Source organism: Lentilactobacillus sp. (assembly GCF_040773105.1).
In the GTDB taxonomy this organism is placed as follows: domain Bacteria; phylum Bacillota; class Bacilli; order Lactobacillales; family Lactobacillaceae; genus Lentilactobacillus; species Lentilactobacillus parabuchneri.
This window is the reverse complement of the sequence record NZ_JAXGWW010000002.1, coordinates 12439-29573: the sequence shown is the minus strand read 5'-3', so window position 1 is coordinate 29573 and position 17135 is coordinate 12439. Positions and strand designations below refer to the sequence as shown.

Genomic DNA, 17135 nt, shown 5'->3' with positions numbered 1-17135 from the left:
GCCAAACACCTTACCCACTTCTTCAAGGGTGCGGGTTCTCCCGTCATCCAATCCGAAACGCAAACGAAGAACGTTTTCTTCACGATCAGTCAACGTATCCAAGACACTTTCGAGTTGCTCTTTGAGCAGTTCGTAAGCGGCGTGGTCAGCTGGTGAAGTGGCGTCTTGATCTTCAATGAAATCACCGAGGTGTGAATCGTCCTCTTCACCGATTGGTGTTTCAAGTGAAACGGGTTCTTGCGCAATCTTCAAGATTTCTCGAACCTTTTCAGTCGGCATATCCATTTCGGCACCAATTTCTTCAGGCAATGGCTCACGGCCAAGGTCTTGAAGTAATTGACGTTGAATTCGGATTAACTTGTTGATCGTTTCAACCATGTGGACAGGGATTCGGATTGTTCGTGCCTGATCGGCAATCGCACGGGTAATCGCCTGACGAATCCACCAGGTTGCGTAAGTTGAAAACTTGAACCCTTTTCGGTAGTCAAACTTCTCAACGGCTTTCATCAAGCCCATATTTCCTTCTTGAATCAGGTCCAAGAACTGCATCCCTCGACCAACATAACGCTTGGCAATCGAAACAACCAATCGCAAGTTGGCTTCAGCCAGTTCCTGTTTGGCTTCTTCATCGCCAGATTCAATTCGTTTGGCAAGTGAAATTTCCTGATCGGCACTCAGCAGTGAAACCCGACCAATTTCCTTTAGATACATTCTAACAGGATCATTGATCTTCACACCGGTTGGTGCTGACACGTCTGAAAGTTCCTTCTTGGTAACCTTCTTAGCCGCATCAATGGCACGGGGATCCGGATCACCATTCTCGTCAACGACACTAATTCCGGAGTCTTCAATGTTCTCCAAAAGACCTTCCATATCCTTTTCATTTAAGGAATAGGGTGTTTGGATTTTCTTTTCAAGTTCATCATAGGTAATATGACCGATCGGTTTGCTTTCCTTAACAATTGCGTCAAACTCTTTTTTGTAAGGCTTGTCAGCTTTCTTAGCGGGCTTGGTTGCTTTAACAGCCGTCGTCTTCTTGGCCTTAGTTGACTTGGCTTTGGCGGCCGTTGTCTTCTTGACCGTGGTTTTCTTTTCGGCTGCCGTCTTTGTTACCTTTACTTGTTCATCTGATTTTTTGTTAGCCATCAAAACGCCTCCTGAAGTTATACTTGTTGCTTCATTCTCTTCTGTTGTTCAAGCTTGACAATCTCAATTGTAAGTTCTTTTTGTTTGTCAATATCACCAATCTTAGTTGCCTGCCGGAGTTCGGCACGCTTCTTTTTTAATTTTTCTTCAACGGGGGCTCGATTCATCAAAATATTTAAATAATTGTCAATTTCAGCGTTGGTTGGATTATCCGGCAGCTCAAGCATGTCAATCTCAACGAGTAGGCTCTGCAATGACGCTTCGGAAATCAAATTACTGAATGTGGCAACGTTATAAGTGTCAAATTTTGTGAAATAACCCTCAGCTAAAAGGTACAACATTTGGTACGGTTCATCAACAAATGCGAATCCAGACACGTTGCTGACCTTGAGCCAAATATCGTGGTAATGAAGCATTCGACTCATCAGTTGCATCTCAGCTTTCTCAACCAGCGAATAATGCTTCGTCTGGTTGAGTTGAACCGGCTGCTGATACGTCCGTGGCGTCTGGACCGGTGCAGTTGGTTTTCGAGTCAACGGCGCCAGTTGCTGAGAAAGCAGCTTCTTGTCCACTGAAAACTCATCGGCTAACCGGTTCAAGTAGAGATCCCGGGAAATTCCGGAGTCCACTTGGCTGATTAATTTTAAGGCTTCAGCAATATAGTGACTTTGATCAACTTCCGAATCCAAATTAAACTGCTTTTTCAAGTAACTCAGTTCAAATTCAATCGGAGCTTGAGCGTGAGTAATCAGTTGTTTAAACGCATCGGCGCCCTTTTTGCGAATGAATTCATCAGGGTCCATGCCATCAGGCACAGAAATAATCTTCATCTCAACATGGCTTTGTTGCTGGTTAAACGCATCGATTGCCCGCTTAATCGCCTTTTGTCCGGGCGTATCGCCATCGTAGGAAATGACGACCTCGTGCGTAATCCGCTTAATGTCGTAAATCTGCTGTTCGGTTAAGCTGGTTCCCATGGAGGCAATACCTGACTTAATTCCAGCCTGATAGGCAGTAATGACATCCATAAACCCTTCAAACAGAATTGCTGGATCTTTACCACGGATATTTGGCCGAGCTAAGTCTAGATTAAACAATACTTTTCGCTTGTTAAAGATTTCGGTCTCCGGACTGTTCAAATATTTAGGCATATCCGAGTTGGCTGTCAGCAGCCGCCCGGAAAAAGCAATTGTTTGTCCACCGCCGTTTCGAATCGGATACATCACCCGATCGACAAAGCGATCCCGCAAATTGCCGTCCTGGTCCTCAGAAAAAAGGCCTGATTTGCGAAGCAACTGAAAATCAGTCTTCCGTTCATCAAAAAATGGTTTTAACAACCGTTGACCCGGGGCATACCCGAGCTGATAAATCGCAATGGTATCATCCGAGACCCCGCGCTGATGTAAGTAGTCAAGTGCAGGTTGCCCCATCTTGGTATTCGTCAGGATGTGGTGGTACAACTTAACCGTTTGTTCGTGGAGGTCGATCAGCTGCTTTTGTCGCGTATTTTCTGCAGAGGCTTGAGCGTTGCCGGCGTCACTAAAGTATTTGTCATCAACGGAAAGGTGTTCCATTTCAGCGACTTTTTTAACGGCCTCAGGAAATGAAATGTTTTGAAGCTCCATCAAAAACTTAAACACATTCCCACCACGACCACAGCTGAAACAGTGAAAAATTTGTTTATCTTCTGCTACTGAAAAAGACGGGGTCCGCTCTTCGTGAAACGGACAAAGGCCAAATAAATTCTTTCCGGACTGTTTCAATTGAACAAACTGGGAGACAACGTCAACGATGTTAACCTGTGACCTAATTTCTTCAATCACATCTTCTGGGATCTTTGCCATTACTTCGCCTCCCATCTTTTAAAACTGAGTCAATGCCTGTAAAAAGCCGCACAATAAGTGCGACTTGTTTTACTAGCGATACGTATTTAGATAATATCACAAATCAATATTTTGTACAAACGATGACACTTCGGAATTAACCCTTCACAACCAGCTTATCAAGGTCACCGATAAATAGGATCATCTTCGAAATGACCGTCAACTGACGAAGATGGTTATCTTTAAGCTGTGGGTCTTTTGCCATCACCATAGTTGCGTCAAAGTAATCGTTAATCTTGTCTTTAAGTGATGACAACCGACGGAAGTCTTCTTCAGCAGTTTGGTTCTTATAACCGTCGACCGCTGAACTAACAGCATCATGTAACGCCTTTTCAGAATCATTTTCAAACAAAGTTGGGTCAACCGACAAGTCATCAGATTTGAATGAGCCCTTCTTCGAAATCCGTTGCACTCGGGTCAATGATTCGATGATGTCCTTGAAATCAGCGTCGTCTTTGTGGTCCTGAAGCGTCTTGGCACTGACAATATTGAATAAAATGTTCGTGTGTGCACCTGATGTAACCGCATCGGCAATATCATAACGAACGCCCAGATCATCCAAATATTGCTTAATCCGGTCCTTGACAAAGGCGCTGACCGCTTGAACCTGAGCTTTCATATCCAATTTAGGCGCAACTTGTGCCTGGTCTTCCAAATCAATCAGCTGATCCAGCGTTTGATCCAAGTCAAAGTTCAGCTGTTTGTCTGCAACGATGCGAACGATTCCGGTTGCCTGACGACGCAAGGCATAAGGGTCATTTGATCCACTTGGAATCATCCCGGCTGCGAAGAATGTCAAAATGCTGTCCAATTTGTCGGCAATGGCTAAAATGGCGCCAACGTTAGTCTTCGGGAGCTGACCATTGGCAGAAATCGGCATGTAGTGCTCGGAAATTGCAGTGGCAACTGCTGGCGTCTCACCCATGAGCAAAGCGTACTTATCGCCCATCACCCCTTGCAATTCCGCAAACTCACCGACCATTCCGGTGACCAAATCAAACTTGTAAATTTCAGCAGCCCGCTTTAAATCTTTCAATTCTTGATCAGACAAACCGGCAAGTTGACCCAGGTATTGGGAAATGACTTGAACTCGCTGCATCTTTTCGTACATCGTTGAAATTTTGTCGTGGAAGCTAACCTTTTTGAGACGCTCAACGTAATCGGCAATTGATTTCTTTTGATCTTCTTGATAGAAGAACATTGCGTCATCCAACCGAGCGGTTAGCACTTTCTGGTTTCCGGCAACCACATTTTGGATATCGTAATCATTTCCGTTTCGAACTGAAACAAAGTGCGGTAATAACTGTCCGCTTTGATCGGTTACGTAGAAGAACCGTTGATGATCCTTCATCGACGTGATCAGGACTTCGTCTGGAATTGCCAAATATTTGTCTTCGAAATTACCATAAAACGCAGTTGGCCATTCAACCAGATTGTTAACTTCTTCCAAAAGATCGGGATCCAAGTTAATTTGCCAGTTGTTATCCTCGGCAATCTTTTTAATTTGCTTGGTGATCAGTTCTTTTCGCTTAGCGGCATCCGCAATCACAAATTGTTCGGTCAGCTTTTCCTCGTATTCGTCCGCGTTTGCCAACGAAACGTCCTTTCCAAGGAAACGGTGGCCGGACGTGATCCGGTCAGTATCGACGTCTAGAATGCTGAAGGGAATCACTTCATCGTCAAGTAATGCAACCAACCACTTAATTGGCCGAACGTACTCAAATGAGTAACTCCCCCACTTCATCATAGTTGGGAAGTTCATGGCGACCACAACGTCCTTCATCCCAGGTAATATTTCCTTGGCGGATTTTCCGGCAATATGTTTTTCAACAAAAACATACTCAGTTCCTTTGACGTCTTTGAAGGTAATATCGTCGGGAGTCGCACCTTGACCACGAGAAAATCCAATGGCGGCTTTAGTCCAGTTGCCATCTTTATCTTGAGCGATCTTTTTGGCAGGCCCCTTAACTGACTCATCGATGTCAGGTTGCTTATCGGCTAGGCCGGTAATATACAAAGCTAAGCGACGAGGAGTGCTAAACGTTTTAATTTGATCAAATGAAATCCGGTGCTCTTTCAAAAAATCAGCAGCCCGCTTCTTTAATTGGATGATACTTGGTGTTACCACGTGAGCCGGGATTTCTTCCAAGCCGATTTCTAATAAGAAATTATTAGCCATTACTTCTCCTCCTTATCGTCTTTAAGTAGTTCCTGACGCTTCTTTTCATCCTTGATCAACGGGAAGCCCAGGCGTTTTCGTGCTTCAACAAATTCTTTGGCAACCGAACGCGCCAAATTTCGAATTCTTGATAGATACCCAGCTCGTTCAGTCACGGAAACAGCCCCTCTTGCATCTAACAAGTTAAAGGTATGACTGCACTTTAAGATGTAATCATAAGCTGGATGGACCAAATCAAGCTTTAATAACCGCTTTGCTTCTCGTTCGTAGTCGTTAAACAGCGTTAAAAGCATCTCTTGATCACTAATTTCAAAGCTGTACTTTGAATGTTCATATTCAGGCTCTTTGAAAATATCCCCGTACTTAACGCCATCTGCCCAGTTCAGGTCAAAGACAGAGTTGACATCTTGAACGTAGGAGGAAAGTCGTTCCAAACCATAAGTTATTTCGGAAGCGACTGGATCCATTTCCAAGCCACCGACAATTTGGAAGTAGGTGAATTGGGTAATTTCCATTCCGTCCAACCAAACTTCCCAACCAACACCGGCACAGCCCATTGACGGGTTCTCCCAGTTATCTTCAACGAAACGAATATCATGTTCCAAGGGGTTGATGCCCAATTCCTTGAGGCTGTTGAGGTAAAGCTCTTGAATGTTTTCAGGAGAAGGCTTCATGATGACCTGGAACTGATGATGTTGGTACAAACGGTTGGGGTTTTCACCATAGCGGCCGTCAGCCGGTCGTCTGGAAGGTTCAACGTAAGCTGCGTTCCATGGCTCCGGTCCGATTGCACGTAAAAAGGTGTAAGGGCTCATGGTTCCGGCCCCTTTTTCGGTATCGTACGCCTGCATCAGCATGCATCCCTGTGCTGACCAGTATTGCTGCAGCCGCAAGATAATCTCTTGAACTGATAATTTTTCAGTCATAAATTTTCCTCCTAATTTTAAAAAGCATGAAAAAATCCCTATGTTCAACGACTTAATTAGACTAAGCCACTCAACATAGGGACGATGAAATCGCGGTTCCACCCTACTTCTGGTATTGCTACCAGCACTTAATTGTTCAACTCGAAAAGCGCCATTTAAATAATCAATTTTAATCAGCTCACACTGTCCTGATCTCGTTTAAAAAATTGCTTATTCAATTTCTTTTGTCATCGTTGAATTATTTATTTCAAAAATAATCATAGTTGACATTAAAATAATTGTCAACGTCTTAAAAATCAAAGTTTGAATTTTCCCAATTGGTCAATAAAATGCTTGCTTTTCGGTACCACACCCACGCTTCGGGAATAAATTTGATCCAACACTTCTCGCAACGCCTTCTTGGTTTGGTCACTAACTTTAACGTGTTTGAGCTTGGTCAGATCGACCACCGAAAATAAACGCAGATAATAAATTGTTCGAGCATCCAAATGCATCCGGTACGGATCTTGGCTCCAGTGATTCGAACACAAAAGGCCGCCGTATGCTTCCGAATAGTCGAACGGCAAATCGGTTCGGTGGCAAATGACACAATCCACCCAATCCGGTGCGACACCATAGGCGTTCAGCAGCTGCACCTCAAAAATATTGGTGATGATTTGTTCATCAAATCCCTCGTTAATGAGGTTTAAGCCGGTTAACAGCTTATCGTACCATTCGGGGATCGGCTCGCCATCCGGAAACGCCAGGTCAATCAGGGACATAATGTAAGTGGCGTATGCGTTTTTGGTAATATCTTCGCTGATCGCTTGAAAGTGTGCCAGTTGCTTATCAGTTGAAATATACGACAAACCGGACTCTTTAATGTCGCCATTATAAAGCCCGTAGGTAAACGGTAAAATAGCGGCTCGCATCTTGAACTTGGGCCGTTTGGCACCGTGGACAAGAAACATCTTCTTGCCGTATTCCCTGGTCAGAAATTTTACCAACAAGTCTCTTTCCCGATAAGCTTTTGTATAAAGCAAAATCCCGTTAAAATCGGTTCGCAGACCCTTTGACAAAATCACTCACCTCTAATAATTATCCTTACGATAACCGTAGGAATTCAGCAAATTTGCTTTATCCCGCCAATGTGGAACAACCTTCACCCATAGCTCCAAGAAGACTTTGTTACCCATCATGTTTTCGATATCTTTTCGGGCCAAAGTGCCAATTTTTTTCAGCATTTCGCCGCCCTTACCGATAACGATTCCCTTTTGGCCATCACGTTCAACAATAATAGTTGCCCGAATCCGTAACAAGCTCTGCTCATCCTTGATACTTTCAACCACCACGGCCGTTGAATGGGGAATCTCTTGGCGAGTCAGTTCCAAAACTTTTTCTCTGATCAGTTCTGAAATGACAAATCGTTCAGGATGATCGGTCACCTCATCTGCAGGATAGTATTGAGGTCCATTGGGAAGGGTTTTAACCAACGTCTCAATGAGCTCAGGGACATTGTTGCCCTGGAGTGCAGAAATCGGATAGACGTCCTTAAACGGCAGCGCATTCTTATACTGCTCGATAATTGGCATGATGTCATCGGGAGATATCTCGTCAATTTTGTTAATCAGTAAATAAATTGGTTTCTCAACTGTTTTCAAGTGATCGATAATAAAATTATCGCCGGCACCACGATGCTCGGTAGCATTGACCATGAACAAAACCGCGTCGACTTCTTTTAGTGCAGACAGGGCCGATTCCATCATAAAATCGCCAAGCTTGTTTTGTGGCTTGTGGATCCCCGGCGTATCAATGAACACAATTTGGGCATCCTTGGTGGTGTAAACGCCTTGAATTTTATTTCGCGTGGTCTGCGGCTTATCGCTCATGATCGCAATTTTTTGGCCGATGACACGGTTCAAAAATGTTGATTTACCAACGTTTGGTCGACCGACAATGGCCACGAACCCTGAATGAAAATCTGGATTATCCATAACTTTACCCCTTTTATTTTAGTAACGCGAGAAATTTGGGAACAAAAATTAACATCCCTATAATCACGGCAAAGAGTGCCGACAACAGGACACCTCCGGCCGCAACATCCTTTGCCCGTTTGGCTAAGGCGTCAAAATGGTGGCCAACGATCAAATCAACCACGTTTTCAACGATGGTATTGAGCACTTCTGAACCAATCACCGAGAAAAAAGCTGCGAACAACCACAGCCATTCGTTGATATTGATCCGCATGATCACGGCCAGAGCCAAGACGAGAATCGCCATGATCAAGTCAAACCGAAAGTTGCGCTCCTCTAACAGTAGCCGCTTAATTCCGTCCAAGGCATGACCAAGCGATTGGATGAATGTTTTATTCTTATCCAGTTGTTGAGTTTGTTTATCTTTTGAGGCCATAGGCATTTAAAATCTCTTTTTGAAGCGGAAACATAACATCCGCATCAGCTTTCTTCATGTGATCGTAACCGTTAAGGTGCAAAAAGCCGTGAACGCAGAGAAATCCGAGTTCCCGTTCGAAAGAATGTCCCAGGTAGTCTGCTTGTTCAGCAACTTTATCGACGGACACAAAAATATCACCGATGTTTTCCGGGATCGATTCCTTAAGAGCCTCGTCCATGACAATCGGAAAGTCATCGTCGGCCTCGTCTTCAATCGCAAAGCTGATCACGTCAGTTGCCCGATCAACGCCACGGTATTGTTGATTAATTTTGTGAATCTCGTCGTTATTAACCAACGTTACTGACATCTCTGTGTTGTCTGCCAGGTGAATGAAAGACCCGGCGAAATTCAAAACGTCTCGAATCAGTTTTTGGTCTTTTTCCGAAACGCCTTTTTCAGTCTTATCGTATATTTCTAAATCCATTAATCTAAATCCTCGACTATTTTCTAAGAATTAATTGCCGCTTTTTTCGTAGGCGGTGATGATTTTGGCAACGACCGGGTGACGCACAACGTCCTTTGCTGTGAAGGTGACAAACTCGATTTGATCAATGTCCTTCAAAATCTTTTGTGCTGTGACCAAGCCGCTGGCTGAGTGCTTTGGCAAGTCGATTTGCGAAATGTCTCCGTTAACGATCATCTTGGAGCCAAATCCCAAACGGGTCAAAAACATCTTCATTTGCATATTGGTGGTGTTTTGGGCCTCGTCCAAAATGACAAAGGCGTTGTCCAACGTTCGCCCACGCATATAAGCCAATGGCGCAATCTCAATTACACCGCGATCCATCAGCCGCTCAGTATGTTCAGCACCCAGAATCGAATGCAAGGCATCATAGATTGGGCGCAGATAAGGGTCAACTTTATCCTTTAAGTCGCCGGGTAAAAAGCCAAGACTTTCCCCAGCTTCAACAGCAGGTCTGGTCAACACAATTTTATCAACCGTTCCCTTTTTGAGCGCAGCAATTGCCATCACAACGGCCAGGTAGGTTTTACCGGTCCCGGCTGGGCCAATTCCAAAAGCGACGTCATGGTGCTTAATCGCTTGAATATATTGGCGCTGACCAAACGTTTTTACACGGACTGCCTTGCCCTTTGCGTCTTTTATGAGGACTTCATTGTAAAGATCGGAAAAGTACTCCAACGTGCCGTTTTTTGCCATATTCATGGCACTGATGAAGTCACTGCTGTTGATATTAATTCCCTTTTGAATTAACGAGAGAATATTCTCCAAAATGTGCAGGCTTACGCTGACGGGTTCATCTTGACCGGTGACCCGAAGCGAATTGCCAAACACATTAATTGAAACATCCATTCCCTCTTCGATAATCGTGATGTACTCATCTTGAGTACCCACGATTTGTAATAACTCGTTAGGGTCGGATACAATAAACTCTCTTGTAACTTGTTGAGTATCAGCCAAGTACATGAGCTCCTTTTTTATTAGTTATCATTCTTCAGATACTATCACAAAACGATCAATTCCTAAAGTGTGACTAGCTTTGCAGCTGCTTTTTAACCATCTGATTGATGACGCTGCCGTCAGCTTGACCTTTGACTTTAGGCATAATCGCACCCATCACTTTTCCAAAGTCGGCCATGGATTCAGCGCCAACTTGAGAAATGGTTTCGTCAACGATTTTTTGAACTTCTTCGTTTGACATCTGTTTGGGTGCATATTCTTCTGCAATCTTTAATTTAGCTTCCTGATCAGCCACTAAATCTTGACGATCAGCCTTTTTAAATTCTTCAAGTGATTCTTTTTGCTGCTTGATTTCTTTCATGATGATGTCGGTAATCTGCTCTTCGGTCAAATCATGGTTCGAATCAGCAACCTTAGCGTTCATAATCTGGGACTTGATTCCACGGATAACGCCGAGGCGGACCTTATCTCTCGCCTTCATGGCATCCTTCATATCCGCAAGTAATTTATCATATACACTCATCAAAGTAACCCCTTTTCAATTAATACTTAAATTTTAACATTAAAAAAGATCAGAGACTAATAAACATTAGGCTCCGATCTTTTCAATCATCATTTTAAAAACGACGCTTCTTTTTGTTGTTGCGCTTACGTGCTGCTTCAGACTTTAATTTACGCTTAACACTTGGTTTTTCATAAAACTCTCGTTTACGATATTCCTGTAATGTACCGCTTTTAGAAACTGTACGTTTGAAGCGTCGAAGAGCATCATCAAGAGACTCGTTTTTACGAACGACTGTCTTTGCCATATGAAATTCCCTCCCTCCGAGCTTAAATGTAACTGTTTAATCCGCACATAAAAGTGCTTTCTAAAACGGTTCGAAGTAAATTATACATATTAATCGAGACATCGTCAATGATTTAGGTAAAAATTGATCCATCATGTTAATATTTAATTAGTAAATATAATTCTAGAGGTCAAATACTATGAAAACACAAAACATTTTTATTATTTCAGATTCCAGTGGCGCAACCGCTCAAACCATTGCCCAAACCGCCCTGTCACAATTTCCGGATGTCAAAGCTGAAATTCGTCGTTTCCCGTTTATCCAAACCGAATCAATTCTCAAGGGAATTCTTAAAATCGCCCTGGCCAACCACGCGATGATCTTTCACACCCTGGTCAGTATTGAACTCAGTAAGATGGTCCGCGATTTCTGCAAGGAAAACGGCATTTACGACTTTGACTGCGTTCAAACCCCAATGCGGATGCTGGCAGAAGTTACCGGCCAACAACCGGCTCACGTCCCTGGTCTGATTCATGATTTGAACCAAAATTATTTTGAACGGATCTCTGCAATTGAATTTGCGGTCGAAAACGACGACGGTAAGAATCCGAAGGGCCTTTTGGAAGCCGACATTGTGTTACTTGGTGTCTCTCGGACATCTAAGACCCCACTCTCACTTTACTTGGCAAATCAAAACCAACGTGTGGCCAATCTGCCAATCGGGCCTGACCTCCAGTTACCGGAAGAAGTTGACCAAATCGATAAAGATAAAATGTTTGGCCTCTTGAATACACCCGAAAAGCTCAGTAAGATTCGCAAGCAACGCATGATTTCATACGGACTGAACGCTGACACGCCATACTCCGATCCAAAACATATCAAGACTGAATTAGAGTATGCCAAAAAGTTGTATCGAAAGATCGGCTGTCTGACCATCAATGTCGCCAATAAATCCATCGAAGAAACGGCAACCATTATTTTGGAAAGTCTGAACTTGGATACAACGGAATTTGAAGATTAATCCCTAGAAGGGCTTACCAGCCTTCATATCTTCGACGATGTTGGGATTAAAAACTTGTCTTTTAAGCATTGCAACTTCATACCCATGGGGATTCCATTTCACTTTTTTGTCCTCAGGATCCTTTAAAATCGGCGTTTCCATAATCTTGGGAACGTCTTTTAATTGGTCATGGTGGGCAATGTAGTTCAGGGTATCAAAGCCAATCGTCCCAAGTCCAATCATCTCGTGTCGATCTTTATGACTGCCCTGTTCATTTTTCGAGTCGTTTAAATGAACCACCTTTAACCGGTCGATGCCAATCACGTGGTCAAATTCATTCAATACCCCATCAAAGTCGTCCTTAATGGCATAACCCGCATCACTGGTATGACAGGTATCGAAGGTGACGGATAACAGGTCATTATTTGTGACTTTATCAATAATTTCAGCCAGCTGTTCAAAACTGGTCCCCACTTCCGTCCCCTTGCCGGCCATTGTTTCAAGCGCAATCTGGACAGTTTGATCATCTGAAATCACTTCATTTAACCCCTTGGCAATCTGGTCAATCGCCTTTTGGGGTCCCGCACCAACATGTGCGCCGGGATGCAGCACAATCTCTTTGGCACCGATCGCTTCGGCTCGCTTAATTTCTTCACGCAAAAATTCGACACCAAAGGAAAAGTTTTGTGGTTTTAACGTGTTTCCTAAATTCACGATATAAGGCGCGTGGACAACCACTTCCTTAAGTCCGTGTTCTTGCATGTATTGCTTTCCGGAAGCCCCATTTAGCTTCTCAATCGGCTTTCTAACGGTATTTTGTGGCGCACCCGTATAAACCATGAAGACAGTTTCGCCAAACGATGCCGCTTCTTTGGCCGACCCTAAAAACATCTCTTTGCCATTCATGCTGACGTGGGATCCAATTAAAAACGGTTCACTACTCATCAATAGTTCCTCCTCTTAAAATCAACTGGCTGACTTTCTCGGCTGCCGTTCCGTCTTCCCAAGCACAGAATTTTTGGTTGAAACGGTCTAAATTTTCCTTGTATGATACAAATGACCCATTTTCCCGATATTCACTCAACAGCTTATAAAAATCAGGCTGATTAAGTGCCATTGGCCCAGGCAGATTTTGCTGGTCATATTGAAAGTAAAATCCACGTAATTGATCACGATAATGTTTTAGGTCATATGGATAAAACAGCATCGGCCGCTTTAAGTTGGCAAAATCAAACATAACTGATGAATAGTCCGTGATCAACAGATCCGTGATCAAATAAAGCTGATTGATATCTTCATCGGCAAGAATTTTGACCCGGTCCTCAAAGCCAGTGATGTCAATACTGTCTTTAACCAAATAATGAGGTCTAATGATCAAGATTGTTTGGGGATCAACGCTGTCAAAAAAGTCATCCAAATTAAACGGCAGTGTAAATTTATACTTTCCCTGCTCACTAAAATCATCGTCACGCCAAGTTGGCGCGTACATCATCACCTGGTTGGGAACAAAGCCAAACAGGCTTTTTTTAATCGCTGCTTTTGTTTCCGGAGTGTTCTGTTCATATAAAACATCGTTTCTTGGATACCCAATGTCTAAAAATCGGCCGTGATATCGAAACGCCGACTTGAAAATATCATGCGAATATTGATTCGGTGCAATGAGATAGTCCCATCTGGCCGCCTCATCGATAAATTCTTGGTGGTATTGGGCCGTCGTGCTCCCTGGAATCTCAACATTGGCAATATCGACACCTAATTTTTTCAAAGGGGTGCCATGCCAAGTCTGGATAAAGGTCGTCCCCTTATTTTTTCGCCACCATTTTGGCATCCGTGAATTCATTACCCAAAATTCAGCCCTGGCGATGTATTTGACCCAGCCGGGAGTGAAGCGTTTGACAAACTGGATGTTTGGATAGCGGGCACTCAACTTAGCGTACTCTGAAGGCTTCACACTAAAGTAACAGCGTTTAGCGGCAGTTGGATCGTCATGGACTAACTGCTTGTAAATCGCAAATGGATTATCACTGACATCCTTTCCATTAAAGCTTTCAAACAGGACGGTCCCTTGTTTGACCCGCATACAAATAAACCCATCGTTCATCACGATGAGTATATAGCGAGCTATGAGTTTGATAAAATTAATTAATTGATGTTTCAAAAACTCACCCTCAAAACTAAATTAAATCAACAAATCTTGAACGGAATTTGTAGTGCAGATGCGAACCGACAAGTAAGAAGAATAAAACCATTCCCCAAAAGACGATTGTCAACGTCGGCTTCTGCCAGAACCAGGCTGAACCAAGCATGCCGTCACGGAACCCGGAAACAATGTAGAAGAAGGGGTTCAACTGCAAAATGTGAACAAACACTGCTGGGAACGAATCTGTTTGGAAATTAAACAGCACACCGGACATGTAAAAAAGCATCCGCATCAAAGACTGTAACAAGATTCGGTAGTCTCGAACCAAAACTGAAATGGTGGAGTTGAAAATTCCAAAGGCAATTAACCATGCAATCATACAAATGAAGTAATAAATCCACTGAACCCAATAAATAGATGGGTAAACACCATACAAGAACCCAATGATGATTGAGAAAACCAGCATGGTCCAAAAAGCGCTTAAATTGCTGATAATTTTGATGGTTGGTAAAATACTGACCGGAAACTTCATTTTAGAAACCATTCCGACCCGTTGGTAAATGCTCTTTGAAGCATCCAAGCTGGCCCGGTTCATAAAGAACCATGGTGTAATTCCGATGACCATCCAAACCAGGTAGTCAACACCATGAGTTGAATTACCGTGCTTCAATCCGATACCAAATACCAACCAGTAAATACCGATTTGAATCAACGGATAAAGGTACTCCCAAATCAATCCTAAATAATGGCTTTGATACTCTGCTTTATCCTCATACTTTGAGATTCTAAAAATGATCCCAATATTTTGAAACTGCTCTTTAATTAACGTACTAACTTCTTTCAAATTCAGGCACTCCTTAATTAGATTCTAAGAATTTTAAGTAGCGATTGATAACGCGGCCAGTGGCTTTGCCATCGTTATAAGTATTCCAGTGTTCATTAAATTTAGTAAAGTCAATTGGCACTGGATTTACGATCTCTTGTTTGAGCTGATCGACTTTAGTCACTGGTTTTGACGGTAACCAGTCCAGAAAATCGTCTTGAATACCAGGGTCTTTTTGATAGTGATCCAAATCAAACATAAAGAAGATGATCGACCTGGCATTGGGCAACAGGCTGAAATCAAAGGCAACCGACGAATAATCGGTTACCAAAGTATCAGCGACTGCCAGAAGGTCACTGGTCTCCAGTTCGTGATAGAACTTAATTTTGGGATTGCCAATTTTTCGCATCGGAACTTCCTTGTCTCGTAGAACCGGATGTAATTTGACAACCACCAAAGCGTTTGGATCAGCTGCCAAAGCGTTTCCCAACCCTTTAGGAAGCTTAAAATCTTGATGTTCCCGATAAGTCGGTGCGTAAAGGATTACCCGATGCCCCTTTAATTCAGGAGCAGCCCGAAAAATCCGCTCGCGGGCATTTGTCTGCCACTCGGCACTCAGATATTGGTCGGACCGCGGATAGCCTAATAATTTGATCCGATCAAAATTCTCATGATAACTGTTGACAAACACATTTCCCATTGCCTTTGAACCGACGATGTATTCATCAAAATGGTCATAGACTTGTTGAAAACGCCGTTTGTCAGAGCGACTGCGACTTTCAGTCGTCGGGTCCTCCCAGCCAAACTTCTTAATTGCACCATCCGCATGCCAAATCTGGACGATCTTAGTCCGTTTTGATTGAACCAAGCCTCCCAGAAACGCGTAATAGTTGTCACAAATGATCAACTTGGCTGACATTAACAGCGAAACGTTATCAAAAACAAATTTGAGGCCATCGTGAAACGGCCGCACAGTAATCCCAAAAGCTGCCAAGTCCGTCGCTGCCGCCTCGGTATTTGGTCGATAAAGAACGGCTAACTGATACCGATGTGGTAATTGCTGTGCCAGCTGCTTAATAAAATGGACGTTGTCGTCAAAGCTCATCACGTAAATGACTTTATGCTTCGGTCGCCAAACATTGAAAATTGAAAAAAGCTTGATCAACCATAAATAAAGGACTTTCAAAATCTTCACCGTATTTCAGTTTATTGTAATCACACACTGAAATATTATAACATAAACCCGCATCAGAACTTATTTCTTAGGAAATCTTTAGAAATCTGCCTTAAGGCTTTGGTTCATAGAATCGGCCAAGGATTTTGACCGAATCAGAGATGCTCGCAAATGCATTCGGATCCGATTCCAGCAAGGCTTCCTCCAATTCACCCATTTCATATCGCGAAATGACGGTAAATAAAATCGTTTTGGCATCGTGGCGGTAAGCCCCTTCGGCGTTGTGAACAATCGTGATTCCACGACGAAGGTGATTTTGAACACTGTCAATCACCGTATTCGGACGGTTTGTAATGATCATCACCTGCATCTTTTGCTGACGGGTGTAGGTCATGTCCATAATCCTGGCGTTGACGATTAAACTCAAAACAGAATAAAAGGCGTATGGCCAGCCGTACATGATAGCGGCCGAAATAATAATCAAGGAATTAAAGGCAATGTTAATCGTTCCAATGGATTTACCGGTCCGCTGGCGGATCACGATCCCAAGAATATCAAGACCACCGGTGGAAATCCCGTTTCTAAGTGCCAAGCCGGTTCCAAACCCATTGACCGCCCCACCAAAAATGGCGCAGATAATGGGATCATGGGTCAACGGGATTGGCTTTAACAACTGAATCATAAAACTGGATAAGAAGACGGTGATGATGGTAAAAATCGTAAATTCATGACCAATTGCCCGCCATGACAGCAAAAACAACGGAATGTTCAGTAGAAACAAACCGAGTCCAGTGGAAATCGTAAACGGCATCAAGCGACTGCTTATCGTGGTCAGTAACTGGGCAAATCCGGTGATCCCGGACGAATAAATATGACCAGGGGTCCAGAAAAAGTTAACCGCAATCGAAACCAGAATTGCGTAAATAAACGAAGTTGAAATTTTCGTTACATAAGTGTGTCGTCGCATCAATTTAGAAACGTCATCCATAAATAAATCCCCTTCAAAACTTTTTGAACGTCTTGTTTAATCATAAACGTTAATTGAAAAAATGCCATTAAAAAATATGGTCGGCCCAAATCCGGTTAACTGCCAAAAATAAAAGAGAATGATCAAACTATCCTGACATGGATGTTTAAATCATTCTCTTATACGGCCCGAAGTTACTCAACAAATGAGATTGTCGGCGCTTTCTCCGGCCCTTCAGTAACCCCAAGCGATCAGCTTA

Annotated in this window: 17 protein-coding genes; 1 reads left to right on the top strand and 16 read right to left on the bottom strand. The window is 43.2% G+C overall.

Annotated features, from left to right (window positions below):
* From rpoD to rpsU, 11 genes are all read right to left on the bottom strand, one after another.
* A partial coding sequence (gene rpoD, locus AB3112_RS00380) for an RNA polymerase sigma factor RpoD (RefSeq protein WP_367333805.1) occupies positions 1-1146 on the bottom strand: 1146 nt, incomplete at its 3' end.
* A 17-nt stretch (positions 1147-1163) separates the two neighbouring features.
* On the bottom strand, positions 1164-2990 hold the full coding sequence (gene dnaG / locus AB3112_RS00375; protein WP_367333804.1) for a DNA primase: 1827 nt from the start codon (positions 2988-2990) through the stop codon (positions 1164-1166).
* A gap of 136 nt (positions 2991-3126) precedes the next feature.
* Positions 3127-5208 (bottom strand): glycine--tRNA ligase subunit beta, encoded by a 2082-nt coding sequence (gene glyS / locus AB3112_RS00370; protein WP_367333803.1) that lies wholly within the window; start codon positions 5206-5208, stop codon positions 3127-3129.
* Positions 5208-6134: a glycine--tRNA ligase subunit alpha gene (gene glyQ / locus AB3112_RS00365; RefSeq protein WP_057909193.1), complete on the bottom strand. Its 927-nt coding sequence runs from the start codon at positions 6132-6134 to the stop codon at positions 5208-5210. Before glyQ ends, glyS begins: the two co-directional genes overlap by 1 nt.
* Positions 6135-6430: 296 nt before the next feature.
* Positions 6431-7192, bottom strand: a complete 762-nt coding sequence (gene recO, locus AB3112_RS00360) for a DNA repair protein RecO (RefSeq protein WP_057909194.1) — start codon at positions 7190-7192, stop codon at positions 6431-6433.
* Between the two features lie 12 nt (positions 7193-7204).
* Positions 7205-8107, bottom strand: a complete 903-nt coding sequence (gene era / locus AB3112_RS00355; protein WP_057909195.1) for a GTPase Era — start codon at positions 8105-8107, stop codon at positions 7205-7207.
* Between the two features lie 13 nt (positions 8108-8120).
* Positions 8121-8522: a diacylglycerol kinase family protein gene (locus AB3112_RS00350; RefSeq protein WP_179136570.1), complete on the bottom strand. Its 402-nt coding sequence runs from the start codon at positions 8520-8522 to the stop codon at positions 8121-8123.
* Positions 8506-8988, bottom strand: coding sequence for an rRNA maturation RNase YbeY (gene ybeY / locus AB3112_RS00345; protein WP_084975508.1), 483 nt, complete (start codon positions 8986-8988; stop codon positions 8506-8508). The genes AB3112_RS00350 and ybeY overlap by 17 nt, the downstream gene beginning before the upstream one ends.
* A gap of 30 nt (positions 8989-9018) precedes the next feature.
* Positions 9019-9984: a PhoH family protein gene (locus AB3112_RS00340; RefSeq protein WP_057909198.1), complete on the bottom strand. Its 966-nt coding sequence runs from the start codon at positions 9982-9984 to the stop codon at positions 9019-9021.
* Positions 9985-10057: 73 nt separating this feature from the next.
* The gene (locus tag AB3112_RS00335; protein ID WP_084975509.1) at positions 10058-10507 is read right to left on the bottom strand and encodes a GatB/YqeY domain-containing protein; all 450 of its coding nucleotides are present in this window, start codon (positions 10505-10507) and stop codon (positions 10058-10060) included.
* A 94-nt stretch (positions 10508-10601) separates the two neighbouring features.
* The gene (rpsU, locus tag AB3112_RS00330; RefSeq protein ID WP_003553874.1) at positions 10602-10793 is read right to left on the bottom strand and encodes a 30S ribosomal protein S21; all 192 of its coding nucleotides are present in this window, start codon (positions 10791-10793) and stop codon (positions 10602-10604) included.
* Between the two features lie 178 nt (positions 10794-10971).
* Here rpsU and AB3112_RS00325 point away from each other — a divergent pair, with 178 nt between their 5' ends.
* On the top strand, positions 10972-11793 hold the full coding sequence (locus AB3112_RS00325; protein WP_057909200.1) for a pyruvate, water dikinase regulatory protein: 822 nt from the start codon (positions 10972-10974) through the stop codon (positions 11791-11793).
* 3 nt (positions 11794-11796) lie between these two features.
* On the opposite strand, the gene AB3112_RS00320 is transcribed toward AB3112_RS00325, so the two are convergent.
* The 5 genes from AB3112_RS00320 to AB3112_RS00300 form a co-directional block, all read right to left on the bottom strand.
* Positions 11797-12717, bottom strand: coding sequence for a deoxyribonuclease IV (locus tag AB3112_RS00320; protein WP_084975511.1), 921 nt, complete (start codon positions 12715-12717; stop codon positions 11797-11799).
* Positions 12710-13930 carry a CDP-glycerol glycerophosphotransferase family protein gene (locus AB3112_RS00315; protein ID WP_057909201.1) on the bottom strand — a complete coding sequence of 407 codons (1221 nt, stop codon included), beginning with the start codon at positions 13928-13930 and terminating at the stop codon, positions 12710-12712. Before AB3112_RS00315 ends, AB3112_RS00320 begins: the two co-directional genes overlap by 8 nt.
* Before the next feature lie 16 nt (positions 13931-13946).
* Positions 13947-14756 (bottom strand): ABC transporter permease, encoded by an 810-nt coding sequence (locus AB3112_RS00310; RefSeq protein ID WP_057909202.1) that lies wholly within the window; start codon positions 14754-14756, stop codon positions 13947-13949.
* 13 nt (positions 14757-14769) lie between these two features.
* Positions 14770-15921 (bottom strand): CDP-glycerol glycerophosphotransferase family protein, encoded by a 1152-nt coding sequence (locus tag AB3112_RS00305; RefSeq protein ID WP_057909203.1) that lies wholly within the window; start codon positions 15919-15921, stop codon positions 14770-14772.
* A 100-nt stretch (positions 15922-16021) separates the two neighbouring features.
* Positions 16022-16897, bottom strand: coding sequence for a YitT family protein (locus tag AB3112_RS00300; protein ID WP_057909204.1), 876 nt, complete (start codon positions 16895-16897; stop codon positions 16022-16024).
* Positions 16898-17135: the final 238 nt, after the last annotated feature.

What these genes read in the sequence shown, in the direction of transcription:
- dnaG (WP_367333804.1), bottom strand. Translation starts at nt 2,990, where the DNA reads ATGGCAAAGATCCCAGAAGATGTGATTGAAGAAATTAGGTCACAGGTT.
- AB3112_RS00335 (WP_084975509.1), bottom strand. Translation starts at nt 10,507, where the DNA reads ATGAGTGTATATGATAAATTACTTGCGGATATGAAGGATGCCATGAAG.
- rpsU (WP_003553874.1), bottom strand. Translation starts at nt 10,793, where the DNA reads ATGGCAAAGACAGTCGTTCGTAAAAACGAGTCTCTTGATGATGCTCTT.
- era (WP_057909195.1), bottom strand. Translation starts at nt 8,107, where the DNA reads ATGGATAATCCAGATTTTCATTCAGGGTTCGTGGCCATTGTCGGTCGA.
- AB3112_RS00350 (WP_179136570.1), bottom strand. Translation starts at nt 8,522, where the DNA reads ATGGCCTCAAAAGATAAACAAACTCAACAACTGGATAAGAATAAAACA.
- AB3112_RS00300 (WP_057909204.1), bottom strand. Translation starts at nt 16,897, where the DNA reads ATGGATGACGTTTCTAAATTGATGCGACGACACACTTATGTAACGAAA.
- glyQ (WP_057909193.1), bottom strand. Translation starts at nt 6,134, where the DNA reads ATGACTGAAAAATTATCAGTTCAAGAGATTATCTTGCGGCTGCAGCAA.
- AB3112_RS00325 (WP_057909200.1), top strand. Translation starts at nt 10,972, where the DNA reads ATGAAAACACAAAACATTTTTATTATTTCAGATTCCAGTGGCGCAACC.
- ybeY (WP_084975508.1), bottom strand. Translation starts at nt 8,988, where the DNA reads ATGGATTTAGAAATATACGATAAGACTGAAAAAGGCGTTTCGGAAAAA.
- AB3112_RS00320 (WP_084975511.1), bottom strand. Translation starts at nt 12,717, where the DNA reads ATGAGTAGTGAACCGTTTTTAATTGGATCCCACGTCAGCATGAATGGC.
- glyS (WP_367333803.1), bottom strand. Translation starts at nt 5,208, where the DNA reads ATGGCTAATAATTTCTTATTAGAAATCGGCTTGGAAGAAATCCCGGCT.